Source organism: Actinomyces oris (genome assembly GCF_006546825.1).
Classification (GTDB): Bacteria; Actinomycetota; Actinomycetes; order Actinomycetales; family Actinomycetaceae; genus Actinomyces; species Actinomyces oris.
This window is the reverse complement of record NZ_VICC01000001.1, coordinates 333740-347496: the sequence shown is the minus strand read 5'-3', so window position 1 is coordinate 347496 and position 13757 is coordinate 333740. Positions and strand designations below refer to the sequence as shown.

Genomic DNA, 13757 nt, shown 5'->3' with positions numbered 1-13757 from the left:
ACATGAATGTCATTCGCTCTCTCCACCGAGACGGTGCCTGACTCACCAGAACCACCCACGTGTCATTCCCCAGCGTCACTGGCGTCATGACGGCGAAAAATCCTGTTATCCCCAGCATCCACACGTGCTACTACCCCTACAGATCTAGATGACAAGAAATCGCGAAGCACGATCGGCCAACGGGACCGGACCAGGCCCCGGGCGCTTGTCATTCGGAGAGGCTCATGGGATGAGCATGGGTGATCGCTGGTGACAGGGTGGCTCCCACGGACTACCGTCTACACTCTCGACCCAGGACTGCGTTCCCAGCGACGCCGTTCCCATGACGACTGTCCGCCGGCGACCTGCCGGCACCACGTTTTTTTCTCGGCTCAGTAGTGCCACGACGCCTACCGGCCGACCGACCACGATTGACGGAGGCACCTACCGTGAAGCTCAGGGTTGACCGAGACATCCTCGCTGAAGCCGTCACCTGGACTGCACGATCCGTGCCCGCCCGCCCGCCGGTACCCGTGCTCGCCGGAGTCAGGCTGGAGGCCAAGGGCTCCAGCCTCGTCCTGGCCTCCTTCGACTACGAGGTCTCCGCCCACTGCGAGGTGGCCGCCGACGTCGAGGAGGACGGCGTCGTCCTCGTCTCTGGACGCCTCCTGGCCGATATCGCCAAGGCGCTGCCGAACAAGCCCGTCGACCTGGAGGTCGAGGGCAACAAGGTCGCCGTCTCCTGCGGATCGGCCCGCTTCTCCCTGGCGGCCATGGCCGCCGACGACTACCCGGCGCTGCCGGTCATGCCCGCCGTCGCCGGCACGATCGACGCCCACGACCTGGCCCGCGCCGTCGGACAGGTCTCCATCGCCGCCTCCCGCGACGACACCCTGCCGCTGCTCACCAGCGTCCAGATCGAGGTCGAGGGCAGCTCGCTGGTCCTCATGGCCACCGACCGCTACCGCCTTGCCATGCGGGAGCTGACCTGGTCGCCGTCCAACACCGAGCTGTCCACCACGGCCCTGCTCAAGGCCCGCACCCTCTCCGACGTCGCCAAGTCCCTGACCTCTTCCGGAGACGTGACCGTGGCCCTCAGCAGCGATTCGGCCGCCTCCAGCCTCATCGGCTTCGAGGCCGGCGGCCGGCGCACCACCTCCCTGCTCACCGACGGCGACTACCCGCCGGTGCGCCGCCTCTTCCCGGAGTCCACCTCGATCCACGCCACCGTGGGCACCGACGAGCTCATGGCCGCCGTGCGCCGCGTCAGCCTCGTCGCCGACCGCTCCACCCCCATCCACATGTCCTTCACCCAGGGCAACCTGGAGCTCGACGCCGGACAGGGCGACGACGCCCAGGCCACCGAGCAGCTCGTCGCCCACCTCGAAGGCGACGACATCTCCACCGCCTTCAACCCCGGCTACCTCCTCGACGGCCTGGGCGCCCTCAACCAGCCCTACGTCCGCCTCGACTTCACCCACGCCTCGAAGCCCGCGGTGCTCACCGGTATGGACTCCATCGGGGGCACCGAGGACTCCTCCTTCCGCTACCTGCTCATGCCGATCCGCTTCGGGGCCTGAGACCCGACGGGGCATGTACGTCTCTGACCTCTCCCTGGACGACTTCCGCTCCTACCGCAGCCTGGTGCTGTCCCTGGAGCCAGGCCCCAGCGCCTTCGTCGGTTCCAACGGGCAGGGCAAGACCAACCTGGTCGAGGCCATCGTCTACCTGGCGACTCTCTCCTCCCACCGGATCGGCGCGGACACCGCCCTCGTCCGACGGGCGGCACCGGGGCAGGCCCAGCCGGCCGGCGCCGTCGTGCGCGCCCGGGCCGTCCACGGGGAAAGACCCAGCGTCCTGGAGATCGAGATCATCGCCGGCAAGGCGAACCGGGCCCGCCTCAACCGGGGCGGCTGCCGGCCCCGCGACCTGCTCGGGGTGCTGCGCGCGGTCGTCTTCGCCCCCGAGGATCTCTCCCTGGTGCGCGCCGAGCCCGGGGTCCGCCGGGGCTTCCTCGACGACCTGGTCGTCACGCTGCGCCCGGGCCTGGCCGGGGTGCGCGCCGAGCACGACAAGATCCTCGCCCAGCGCGCCAGCCTCCTGAAGTCTGCGCGCGCGGCCCGCTCCTCGACCTCCTCCATGCTCTCCACCCTGGAGGTCTGGGACGCCCAGCTCGCCGCGGCGGCCGCCCGGCTCATCGCCGCCCGGGTCGACGTCGTGCGGCGCCTGCGCCCCTGGGTGGCCTCCGCCTACGAGACCGTCTCCGGGACCTGTGGGCAGCGCTCCCGAGCCCAGATCGCCTACCGCTCGAGCCTGCTGACCCATGAGGGAGTCCCGGAGCCCGACCCCCACGACGAGACGGCCTGGCTCGCCGGCGAGGAGACGCTCCTCGATGAGACCGCCCTGGCCGCGCGCCTGGAGAGCGCCATGGGTGAGCTCCACGCCCGCGAGATCGACCGCGGCGCCAACCTCGTCGGGGCGCACCGCGACGACCTGAGTCTGTTCCTGACCGGTCTGCCCGCCCGCGGATTCGCCTCCCACGGCGAGCAGTGGTCCTTGGCCCTGGCACTGCGCCTGGCCTCTTACGACATGCTGCGCACTGACATCGACGCCTACGGCGGGGACGGCGAGCCGGTCCTCATCCTCGACGACGTCTTCGCCTCCCTCGACGAGCAGCGCCGTCGCGCCCTGGCCCAGATGGTCGCCGGCGCCCAGCAGGTCCTGCTGACCGCCGCCGTCGACGACGACGTCCCCGCCGAGCTCGCCGGCGCCCGGTATCGCGTGGCCGACGGTGAGGTCACCCGTGGCTGAGCCGTCCGCGTCCACCGGCGATGGCCCACTGCCCGACGTCCTGGCGCAGCGGGCCCTGACCCGCCAGCGCGCCCAGGCCTGGGAGAAGGGCGACAGCCGCGTGCCGGCCCGCCGGCTGCGCGAGCCGGCCGGCGGTTCCGGGGGCAAGGACGCGCAGCCGGCGGCGCCCTGGGACCAGCGTCGCGAGCTGGCCCGGGCCCTGGGACAGAACCCCGACGATCCGGCCGACCGCGGCCCCGGACTGGCGCGGGGACGCGATCGGCCCGGCCCCACCCCCTTCGACCCCCGCACCGGCCAGCGCGAGCTGCGCCGCATGGTGGCCGACAACGGCTGGGCCGGAAAGCTCGCGGTGGCCGGCGTCGTCGCCCGGTGGCGGGCCATCGTGGGCGATCAGGTCGCCGAGCACTGCACCATCGAGTCCTTCGACGCCGGTCGCATCACCCTGCGCGCCTCGTCCTCGAGCTGGGCCCAGCAGCTGCGGCTCCTCCAACCCACCATCGAGGCCAGGATCGTCGAGGCCCTGCGCTCGGGGCCCGGCGGCCGCCAGGCCGGAGGGATCAGCACCGGCGACGCGGTGGAGCTGCGGATCCTGGGGCCGGCCGGCCCGACCTGGAAGCGCCGCGGAGTCGGCCTGCGCGGCACCCGTGGTCCGCGCGATACCTACGGGTAGCGGGGGCGCGGGTATCATTGTCAACGCACCGGCCGCGGCCGTCGTCGTGGGAAAGACACGGTTCGGGCGCCAGGAATCGGGCGGCGCGCCGATCCACGCGGGACAGAGGTGACCACGGGCACGCCCCCAGCTGTTCACGGCACAACGGTTCACGGGCCCATCTACGCTAGAATGCGGTGAAACCGCCCAAGGTGCGCCCAGGACCGTCCTGATGTACCCACCTACGTGTGCGCACGATCCTCCTCAGGATCGTCGTGTGAAGGGGCCGGACGGAGACATCGGACCACTGAGGTCCCGATGCGCACAGATTGAGGAGCAACTGACACGTGTCTGACCAGGACGCCACTGTGAATCACGATTACGGAGCCTCGGACATCACCGTCCTCGAAGGGCTCGAAGCGGTCCGGAAGCGCCCCGGCATGTACATCGGTTCCACCGGTGAGCGGGGCCTGCACCACCTCGTCTACGAGGTCGTCGACAACTCCGTCGACGAGGCCCTGGCCGGCTACTGCGACCACATCGAGGTCACCATCCTGGCCGACGGCGGCGTGCGCGTCAGTGACAACGGCCGCGGCATCCCGGTCGACGAGCACCCCACCGAGCACAAGCCCACCGTCGAGGTCGTCATGACGATCCTGCACGCCGGCGGCAAGTTCGGAGGCGGTGGCTACGCCGTCTCCGGCGGTCTGCACGGTGTGGGCATCTCCGTGGTCAACGCCCTGTCCACCCGGGTGGACACCGAGGTCCGCCGGCAGGGCTTCGTGTGGCGCATGTCCTTCGCCGACGGCGGCCGCCCCATCACCGAGCTCGTCAAGGGCGAGGCCACCGACTCCACCGGTACCACTCAAACCTTCTACCCGGACCCGACCATCTTCGAGACGGTCGACTTCGACTATGAGACGCTGCGCCGTCGCTTCCAGCAGATGGCCTTCCTCAACAAGGGCCTGCGCATCACCCTGACCGATGAGCGCCTCGGCGTCCAGGACGCCGGCGACGAGATCGCCGGGGACGACTCCGCCCCCGACGCCCCCGAGGTCGGCTTCCGCACCGACTCCTACTGCTACGAGCACGGCCTGCGTGACTACGTCGCCTTCCTCAACAAGTCCAAGAAGGCCGAGCTCATCCACCCCGAGATCATCGACTTCGAGGCCGAGCAGTCTCTGGGCGAGAACCACTCCATCAGCCTGGAGATCGCCATGCAGTGGACCAGCGCCTACTCGGAGTCGGTCCACACCTACGCCAACACGATCAACACCACCGAGGGCGGCACCCACGAGGAGGGCTTCCGCACGGCCCTGACCACCCTGGTCAACAAGTACGCCCGGGACAAGGGCCTGCTCAAGGAGCGCGACGACAACCTCACCGGTGATGACATCCGTGAGGGGCTGACCGCCGTCATCTCCGTCAAGCTCTCCGAGCCGCAGTTCGAGGGCCAGACCAAGACCAAGCTCGGCAACACCGAGGCACGCACCTTCGTCCAGCAGACGGTCTACGCCCAGCTCGGCGACTGGCTGGACTCCCACCCCGGTGACGCCCGCGCCATCATCACCAAGGCCTCCCAGGCCGCCGCCGCGCGTCTGGCCGCCCGCAAGGCCCGCGAGGCCACCCGCCGCAAGGGCGTCCTGGAGTCGGCCTCCATGCCCGGCAAGCTGCGCGACTGCTCCTCGAAGAACGCCGCGGACTCCGAGATCTTCATCGTCGAGGGAGACTCCGCCGGTGGCTCCGCCGTCGGCGGCCGCGACCCCGAGCACCAGGCGATCATGCCGATCCGCGGCAAGATCCTCAACGTGGAGAAGGCGCGCCTGGACCGGGCCCTGTCCTCCGACACGATCCGCAGCCTCATCACCGCCTTCGGCACCGGAATCGGCGAGGACTTCGACATCGCCAAGCTGCGCTACGGCAAGATCGTCATCATGGCCGATGCCGACGTCGACGGCCAGCACATCGCCACCCTCTTGCTGACCCTCCTGTTCCGCTACATGCGGCCCCTCATCGAACACGGCCACACCTACATCGCCATGCCGCCGCTCTACCGGCTCAAGTGGTCCAACGCCGAGCACGAGTTCGCCTACTCCGACGCCGAGCGCGACAAGCTCCTGGCCGCCGGACAGGAGCAGGGCCGCCGCCTGCCCAAGGACGGCGGGATCCAGCGCTACAAGGGTCTGGGCGAGATGAACGACCACGAGCTGTGGGAGACGACCATGGACCCCACCACCCGGATCCTCAAGCAGGTCACGCTCGATGAGGCGGCCGACGCCGACGAGACCTTCGCGATCCTCATGGGCGACGACGTCGAGCAGCGGCGCTCCTTCATCCAGCGTAACGCCTCCGACGTCCGCTTCCTGGACATCTGAGCGGCACCGAGCCACACGTGAAGCGCCGGCCCGCGGCTGGCGACCTCCTCTGAACACGAAGGAATCCTGTGAGCGACGAAGTTGAAGAGATCATCGGTGACGAGGGAGCGACGAACGCACCCGCCCCCGAGCGCATCCAGCCGGTCGACCTCCAGATGGAGATGCAGCGCTCCTACCTCGACTACGCGATGAGCGTCATCGTGGGCCGGGCCCTGCCCGACGTACGCGACGGGCTCAAGCCGGTCCACCGCCGCGTCCTGTACGCCATGTACGACGGCGGCTACCGCCCCACCGCCTCCTTCTCCAAGTCCTCGCGCATCGTCGGCGACGTCATGGGGACCTACCACCCCCACGGCGACAGCGCCATCTACGACGCCCTGGCCCGCCTGGTCCAGTGGTGGTCGCTGCGCTACCCGCTGGTGGCCGGCCAGGGGAACTTCGGCACCCCCGGCAACCTGGGGCCCGCCGCCCCCCGGTACACCGAGTGCAAGATGGCGCCCCTGGCCATGGAGATGCTCCGGGACATCGACGAGGACAGCGTCGACTTCCAGGACAACTACGACGGACGCAACCAGGAGCCGGTCATCCTGCCGTCGAGGTTCCCCAACCTCCTGGTCAACGGCTCCGAGGGTATCGCCGTCGGCATGGCCACCCGCATCCCGCCGCACAACCTGCGCGAGGTCGCCCGCGGAGCCCAGTGGTATCTCGAGCACCCCGACGCCTCGCGTGAGGAACTGCTCGACGCCCTCATCGAGCGGATCCCCGGACCCGACTTCCCCACCGGCGCCACCATCCTGGGCCGGCGGGGCATCGAGGACGCCTACCGCACCGGCCGCGGATCCATCACGCAGCGGGCCGTGGTCAACGTCGAGGAGATCCAGGGCCGCCAGTGCCTCGTGGTCACTGAGCTGCCCTACCAGGTCAACCCCGACAACCTGGCCGACAAGATCGCCCAGCTCGTGCGCGACGGCCAGGTCACCGGCATCGCCGACATCCGTGACGAGACCTCTGGGCGCACCGGTCAGCGACTGGTCATCGTCCTCAAGCGCGACGCCGTCGCCAAGGTGGTCCTCAACAACCTCTACAAGCGCACTCAGCTCCAGGACAACTTCCCGGCCAACATGCTCGCCCTGGTCGACGGGGTGCCGCGCACCCTGAGCCTGGACGGCTTCGTGCGCCACTGGGTCGCCCACCAGATCGACGTCATCGTGCGCCGCTCCCGCTTCCGCCTGCGCAAGGCCGAGGAGCGCCTCCACATCCTCGAGGGCCTGCTCAAGGCCATCGACGCCCTCGACGCCGTCATCGCCCTCATCCGGCGCTCGCCCACCACCGAGGAGGCCCGCACCGGCCTCATGGGCCTGCTGGACGTCGACGAGGCCCAGGCCGAGGCCATCCTCTCCCTCCAGCTGCGCCGTCTGGCCGCCCTGGAGCGCCTCAAGATCCAGGAGGAGTCCGACGAACTGCGCGCCCGCGTCAAGGACCTGCGCGAGATCATCGCCTCCCCGGAGCGCCAGCGGGGCATCGTCTCCGACGAGCTGGCCGAGATCGTCGAGAAGTACGGCGACGAGCGCCGCACCCGGATCGTGCCCTTCGACGGCGAGATGAGCATGGAGGACCTCATCCCCGAGGAGGACGTGGTCGTCACCATCACCCGCTCCGGCTACGCCAAGCGCACCCGCACCGACTCCTACCGCTCCCAGCACCGCGGCGGCAAGGGCATCCGTGGGGCCACGCTGCGCGAGGACGACGTCGTCGACCACTTCTTCGTCACCACGACGCACCGCTGGCTGCTGTTCTTCACCAACTACGGACGCGTCTACCGCGCCAAGGGCTACGAGCTGCCCGAGGGCGGGCGCGACTCCAAGGGCCAGCACGTGGCCAACCTCCTGGCCTTCCAGCCCGGCGAGGAGATCGCCCAGGTCATGGAGCTCCAGGACTACGACCAGGCCGACTACCTGGTCCTGGCCACCCGCCGCGGCCTGGTGAAGAAGACCCGCCTGAGCGAGTACAACTCCAACCGCTCCGGCGGCGTCATCGCCATCAACCTGCGCCAGGACGACGAGGGCAACTACGACGAGCTCGTCTCCGCCCGCCTCCTGAGCACCGGGCAGGACCTCCTGCTGGTCTCCCGCGCCGGCCAGTCGCTGCGCTTCCACGCCGACGACGACACCCTGCGCCCCACGGGCCGGGCCACCAGCGGCGTCACCGGCATGCGCTTCCGTGAGGACGACTACCTGCTGGCCATGGACGTCGTCGACCCCTCCTGGCAGGACGCGGACCTGTTCGTCGTCACGGAGGGCGGCTACGCCAAGCGCACCAACGTCGTCGACTACCCCGTCAAGGGCCGTGGCGGTCTGGGCGTCAAGGTCGCCAACCTCGTCGAGGCCCGAGGCAACCTCGTGGGCGCCTTGGTGACCGACTCCGGGGACGAGGTCCTGTGCATCATGGCCTCGGGCAAGGTGGTCCGCTCCGCCGTCGTCGAGGTCTCGCGGACCGGTCGGACCACGCAGGGCGTGACTTTCGCCAAGCCCGACGCCGGAGACCGCATCATCGCGGTGGCCCGCAGCACTGAACGGGACATGGAGGAGGCGGTCGATGCCGCCGATAGCGCCCCGAGTGCCGACTCTGCGGACTCCACCGACCAGGCCCAGGCTCTCCAGGCCCCGGAAGGTGACACTGACGACTCTCCTGCGGACTCAGCGGCGGACACGGTAGCGTTGGAAGACAACGAGAGTGAGGTCGAAGCATGAGCCAGCCGGTTTCCATGTCCCCTGACGGTGGGCAGTCCGCAGGTGCCGCATCCATTGTGGGTGGCGCGGATGCCTCCGGCAGCGCGTCGGGCGGCAAGAGCAAGAAGAGCAAGAAGACCATCGCCGGGCCGCGCCGCGTGCGTCTGGCCCTGACCCGGGTCGACCCCTGGTCAGTGATGAAGGCGAGCTTCCTGCTCAGCTTCGCCGCGGGCATCATGCTCATCGTCGCCACGGCGGTCGTGTGGTTCATGCTCGACGCCATGCATGTGTTCTCCACCATCGAGGAGCTCGTCAAGACGGTGGCCGGTGAGCGCTCCAACACCTTCTCCGCGATCGTGGCCTACCTCGAGCTGCCGCGGGCTCTGGCCGTCTCCACGATTGTCGCCGTGGTGGATATCGTGCTGGTGACCGCTCTGACCACGCTGGGCGCCTTTCTCTACAACATCACCGCCACCCTCGTCGGTGGGATCCATCTCACGCTTGCGGACGAGTGATCGGATTTGGTCTGCGATAGCCGGACAGGTTAATCTTCTCCGGTCGCAAGGGCCTATAGCTCAGTTGGTTAGAGCGCATCCCTGATAAGGATGAGGTCGCTGGTTCGAGTCCAGCTAGGCCCACCGTCCGCGGTGAGACGATGAGGAGGTTTCATGAGGAACCGTGCAGTCGTATCAGCCGCGGTCTTTTCGTTCCTGGCCGCTGCGGGTTATGCCGCGTGGCTCAGGTTCGAGGCGGCCCGTATGGAGCGGGCCGCGTGGGCCGAGGTCACCGACCCCGTTGACTAGCAGTTGACGGAACTGGTGAGCATTCTCCCTAAGGGGCCATGGCGCAATTGGTAGCGCACCTGCTTTGCAAGCAGGGGGTTACGGGTTCGAGTCCCGTTGGCTCCACCACTGATTTCTCATACTCCCCGCTCCCCGAGATGGGCCATGATGGTGGTCCGCCTCGGGGATTCTCTCGTCGGTACAATGTGTGCCGGAGGTGACCGTGATGGATCCGGTGTCACTGGCGACCGGAGGGCTGTTCTTCTCATGGCTGGCGCATGACCTCGAGGAGCTGGCCACGATGCCCGGCTGGACGCACCCGCTTTTCGACAAGGTTCCCTTCCTGCCCGAGGACATCCGAAGTCACGGCTGCTCGCGTGAGCACGTCTACCTGGGGATCGGTCTCATGGGTGTCGTCATGGCTGTTGCCTCCATGGACGGCTACCGCACCCGTGGACGCTCGCCCGTCTACCAGGCCGCGCTCTATGGCTACGGCATGCACACCTTCAGCCACCTGGGCACAGCGGTCCTCGCCCGGCGCTACACCCCGGGAGTGGCGACGGCGCTGCCGGTCGTCCTGCCCTTCTGGATCTTCGCGAAGCGGACGCTGCGAGCTCACGGGGTTGAGGTGCGCCCCCACCGGTGGGTGATCCCCGCCTTCCCAGTCATCGCCGGCACGGCACTGGGCGGTGCGTACCTGGTGACGACCGGGCGGTCGGGAGGACGGCGCCAAAAAGTCAAGTGACCTTGACGCAATGGCAAGGTTGCTTTATCATTCTGGTTGTGGTCAGGGTTGATCCGGTCAATCACCGGCAACCGATCCGCTTCATTGTCTCCATTGACGGAAGGCAGCCATGACTATCGAGCGTAAGGCGGGTCTTGCCTACTCCATCCGATTCAGTGTTGGCGCTGTTCTGTACTCCGTTGGAGTTCTGGTCGGCCTGAGATGGGCGCGGTCCATGGAAGGCGACCCGCGCCGATTCGCCTTCGCACTGCTTCCCATGGTTGGTGTTGCCATCTGTGCGTGGGCAATGATGCGTTTAGCCCGGGAAGCGGATGAGATGCAGGCGCGCAAGGTGATGGAAGCGCTCGTCATCTCTGCAGCGGGGACGGTCATCACGTCGATGGCATACAGCTTCTTGGAGGAGGTGGGGGCTCCTCGCGTCAGCCTCATATGGGTCAGCGCTCTATGGGCCTTCTTCTTCGGTGTCGGGATGCTGTGGTCCACCTGGCGGTACCGTTGAGGAACGATCTCAAGGTGCTGCGTGCCCAGCGCAGCTGGACTCAGGCCCGTCTCGCCGAGGAGCTGGGTGTCTCCCGTCAGACGGTCAACGCCCTGGAGGCCGGTCGCTACGACCCCTCCCTGCCCCTGGCCTTCGCCATCGCGCGCGTCTTCGGCCTGACCATCGAGGAGATCTTCTTCCCCGATGACGAGGCCTCCTAGGATGAGCACCGTGAGCCGCATCGTTGACATTCCGCCCCCGAGGCGAGGACGTCGCGAGCTCGTCGAGGACACCGGGGTGCGGCTCGGCCTGCACATCAAGTCGGCCGAGCAGGCCATGATGGCCGCCAAGACCGAGGCCCTGAGGCGCTTCGGCCTCACCGTGGCCCAGTACGCGGCCATGCTCTCCCTGTACTACGTGCCCGAGCAGTCCTCGGCCCAACTGGCCAGGGCCGCCGCGGTCACTCCGCAGACGATGGCCACCGTCATCGCCAAACTGGAGCAGAAACGACTCGTCACCCGCCATCCCTCCTCCGACCATGCCAAGGTCCTCATCGCCTCGCTCACGACCGAGGGTGAGGCCCTGCTACTGCGCGCCGACAAGGTCGCACGCCGCATCGAGCAACGTATGGCCGAGTCCTTCACCGCCAAGGAGCGTCAGCAGCTCACCGAGATGCTCGGGCGCGTCACCTCCCTCCTGCGCGACGACCTCATCGCCGAGTAGCGGCCGAGACATCGACGATCACTGCTGTCTCGGGCCCACGATCCCACTGGCTCAGCGAATCGCAACGGGGCTGCTCCGTGTCATGTATCAGATATCTGATACTGTGTTGGCGACTGATACAGGAAGGTGTTGCTCATGAAGGCCATGCAGATCGTCGGCTTCGATGGCCCGGTGTCCGGGTTGCGGTACCAGGAGGCTTCCACCCCTGAGCCCGGACCGGGTCAGATCGCTGTGGATGTGGACCATGCCGGCGTCGGCTACGTCGAGGCGCTCTTCACCGAGGGACTCGTGCCCATCGACCTGCCCTGGACCCCTGGGCTGGAGGTGAGTGGCCGAGTCCGTGCCCTCGGAGACGGGGTTGATGGTTACCGGGTCGGGGACGCCGTTGTCGCTCTGACCATCACCGGGGGTGGCGGCTACGGGCAGGTTGCCGTGGCTCCCGCCGAGCTCGTGACGCCTCTGCCCGCGGGCCTGGACCCGGTCCTGGCCGCTGCGGTTCCGGCCAACTCGACGACGGCGCTCGTCGCCCTGGAGGAGATCGCCCACCTGCGCCGCGGCGAGAGCGTGCTGGTCCACGCCGCCGCCGGTGGCCTCGGATCGCAGATGGGCCAGGTGGCCCGACTGCTCGGGGCGGGCCGCGTCGTCGGCGTCACCCGCAGCGAGGCCAAGCGCCAGGAGATCCTGGACCTGGGTTATGACGAGGCCTGGTTGACCGAGGATCTCGCGGAGGCCGACCCCGCCCAGTTCGACGTCGTCGCCGACCCGGTGGCCGGCCCGGCCCGGCTGCGCAGCCTCGACCTGCTGCGTACGGGAGGACGGCTCCTCGCGCTGGGGGACGCCTCCCAGGAGCAGGACCAGCAGGTGAGCACCACGTTGCTGTGGCTGCGGGGCATTGGCGTCATCGGCTTTAACCTCGGGGCCTTCAGCCAGGCGAACCCAGGACTCGTCGGAGGCCACCTGAGGCGCGCGGTGGAGCTCGTGGCCTCCGGAGAGCTCCGTGTCCACGTCACCGACCGCCTCTCGATCCAGGAGGCCGCTCAGGCCGTTGCCGCGGTGCGCGCGGGAACCACCACCGGCAAGATCGTCTTGACCCACTCGCAGGACTGACGACCCGTCCAGGTCCGCAAGATTCGTCAGTGAGCTCTGGGCGCCATACGGGCATCATGGAGCGCATGAGAGAAACGATCGGCTCCTTCGACGTCATTGGCCTGCCTCTTCGGACGTCGAACCGAGAGGCGGCCCGAACCATTCCTCCTCACTGGCGGGCCGCTGCCGACGCTGGGCTCCTCGCACCCGAGAAGCCCAGCGTCGGCCCCGGCATCTATGCGGTCTACACCGACTACGAGACTCCCGGTGACGATGTCGACGGTGTCTACACCCTCGTCATCGGTAGGCGTATCGAGGGCGGAGGTCCGGTTCCCCCTGGCCAGGTGACTGTGACGATCCCGAACTCCACTCGCGACATCGTCACGCTGGCCGATGCTCGGCCGGAGAGTGTCTATGACGCGTGGGTGGATGTCTGGGCCCGCAAGGACCTGACCCGTGATTATCGTGCCGACTACGAGTACTACGCTACGGACGGCTCGATCCACCTCTCCATTGGGGTCCTTTCGGACGCATGAGGGCTGAGCAGTACCAACGCCAACTCGACGTTGTCACCGACTACATCTACGCGCATCTTGACGACGACCTCAGCCTGGAGACCCTCGCTCACGTCTCCGGGTTCTCCCGCTATCACTGGCACCGCATCTACCGGGCGGTGCGCGGGGAGACGGCCGCTCAGACCGTACGCCGTCTCCGTCTGGAGCGGGCTGCCGCCATGCTCACAGAGACCTCGTGGCCGGTGGAACGGATCGCTTGGAAAGCCGGGTTCACCGGCACCGAAGTGTTCAGTCGAGCCTTTCTCCGCGCATATAGGACGACTCCCAGCCGATTCCGCATCGGTGGACGCCCGGCATCGATCGACTCACCAGTGACGAGTTGTGGTTCAGGATCGACGTCGTCGGTGAGTCAGGACCCGGGGTGGGCGGTTCGTGTGGAGACTTGCCGCGGCTATCGACTTGCCGTATCCGAGCACCGTGGTTCCTATATGGATATCGGCCGAGCCTTCAGCCGAGTTAGAGACCGTGTGGGCTCAGGGAGTCTGATGGTTGCCATCTATGAGGACGATCCCGACGCCGTTCCCCCGGCTGATCTGCGCTCGGCGGCTGGAACCGTCGTCGACCCCGGTACGAAGATTCCCCACGGCCTTGCTGAGAGGATGGTGCCGGACGGACGGTACGCGGTCCTGCGTTACATCGGCCCGTACTCGTCGATGCATGCCGCCTACCGGTGGCTCTACGGTCAGTGGCTGCCGAACTCGGGCGAGGAGCCGCGAGACCATCCGATCATCGAGGAGTACCTCACCGACCCGGCGATCACCCCGCCTGTCGACGCCGTCACCGACATCCTCCTGCCGCTCCTGTGAGGCATCCGGCCTGATGCGG

General features: G+C 68.1%; 14 protein-coding genes and 2 tRNA genes. All 16 read left to right on the top strand.

Going from position 1 to position 13757, the window contains the following annotated elements; translation table 11 throughout:
* Nucleotides 1-428 precede the first annotated feature (428 nt).
* Nucleotides 429-1559 (top strand): DNA polymerase III subunit beta, encoded by a 1131-nt coding sequence (dnaN, locus tag FK267_RS01515; RefSeq protein ID WP_101588199.1) that lies wholly within the window; start codon nt 429-431, stop codon nt 1557-1559.
* Between the two features lie 13 nt (nt 1560-1572).
* A complete protein-coding gene (gene recF / locus FK267_RS01510; protein WP_141405933.1) occupies nt 1573-2790 on the top strand; it encodes a DNA replication/repair protein RecF in 1218 nt (405 codons plus the stop codon).
* On the top strand, nt 2783-3460 hold the full coding sequence (locus tag FK267_RS01505) for a DciA family protein (RefSeq protein ID WP_198498117.1): 678 nt from the start codon (nt 2783-2785) through the stop codon (nt 3458-3460). Before recF ends, FK267_RS01505 begins: the two co-directional genes overlap by 8 nt.
* Before the next feature lie 326 nt (nt 3461-3786).
* The gene (gyrB, locus tag FK267_RS01500) at nt 3787-5814 is read left to right on the top strand and encodes a DNA topoisomerase (ATP-hydrolyzing) subunit B (RefSeq protein WP_141405931.1); all 2028 of its coding nucleotides are present in this window, start codon (nt 3787-3789) and stop codon (nt 5812-5814) included.
* A gap of 68 nt (nt 5815-5882) precedes the next feature.
* Nucleotides 5883-8564 (top strand): DNA gyrase subunit A, encoded by a 2682-nt coding sequence (gene gyrA / locus FK267_RS01495; protein ID WP_141405929.1) that lies wholly within the window; start codon nt 5883-5885, stop codon nt 8562-8564.
* Nucleotides 8561-9058 (top strand): DUF3566 domain-containing protein, encoded by a 498-nt coding sequence (locus FK267_RS01490; RefSeq protein WP_029316099.1) that lies wholly within the window; start codon nt 8561-8563, stop codon nt 9056-9058. The genes gyrA and FK267_RS01490 overlap by 4 nt, the downstream gene beginning before the upstream one ends.
* A gap of 49 nt (nt 9059-9107) precedes the next feature.
* Nucleotides 9108-9181 (top strand) — tRNA-Ile (locus FK267_RS01485).
* A 30-nt stretch (nt 9182-9211) separates the two neighbouring features.
* A complete protein-coding gene (locus tag FK267_RS13460) occupies nt 9212-9346 on the top strand; it encodes a DLW-39 family protein (protein ID WP_009396342.1) in 135 nt (44 codons plus the stop codon).
* A 32-nt stretch (nt 9347-9378) separates the two neighbouring features.
* Nucleotides 9379-9454: transfer RNA gene (locus FK267_RS01480), tRNA-Ala, on the top strand.
* A gap of 97 nt (nt 9455-9551) precedes the next feature.
* Complete coding sequence (locus FK267_RS01475; protein ID WP_141405928.1) at nt 9552-10070, top strand: HXXEE domain-containing protein; 519 nt, start codon at nt 9552-9554, stop codon at nt 10068-10070.
* 109 nt (nt 10071-10179) lie between these two features.
* Nucleotides 10180-10569, top strand: coding sequence for a hypothetical protein (locus FK267_RS01470; RefSeq protein WP_141405926.1), 390 nt, complete (start codon nt 10180-10182; stop codon nt 10567-10569).
* Nucleotides 10566-10769, top strand: a complete 204-nt coding sequence (locus FK267_RS01465) for a helix-turn-helix transcriptional regulator (protein WP_075250239.1) — start codon at nt 10566-10568, stop codon at nt 10767-10769. The genes FK267_RS01470 and FK267_RS01465 overlap by 4 nt, the downstream gene beginning before the upstream one ends.
* A gap of 1 nt (nt 10770) precedes the next feature.
* Nucleotides 10771-11271 carry a MarR family winged helix-turn-helix transcriptional regulator gene (locus tag FK267_RS01460; protein ID WP_141405924.1) on the top strand — a complete coding sequence of 167 codons (501 nt, stop codon included), beginning with the start codon at nt 10771-10773 and terminating at the stop codon, nt 11269-11271.
* Between the two features lie 135 nt (nt 11272-11406).
* Nucleotides 11407-12378 carry a quinone oxidoreductase family protein gene (locus FK267_RS01455; RefSeq protein WP_141405923.1) on the top strand — a complete coding sequence of 324 codons (972 nt, stop codon included), beginning with the start codon at nt 11407-11409 and terminating at the stop codon, nt 12376-12378.
* Between the two features lie 65 nt (nt 12379-12443).
* Complete coding sequence (locus FK267_RS01450; protein ID WP_075378095.1) at nt 12444-12893, top strand: GyrI-like domain-containing protein; 450 nt, start codon at nt 12444-12446, stop codon at nt 12891-12893.
* Complete coding sequence (locus tag FK267_RS01445) at nt 12890-13738, top strand: AraC family transcriptional regulator (RefSeq protein WP_141405921.1); 849 nt, start codon at nt 12890-12892, stop codon at nt 13736-13738. The genes FK267_RS01450 and FK267_RS01445 overlap by 4 nt, the downstream gene beginning before the upstream one ends.
* The last annotated feature ends 19 nt before the right edge of the window (nt 13739-13757 follow it).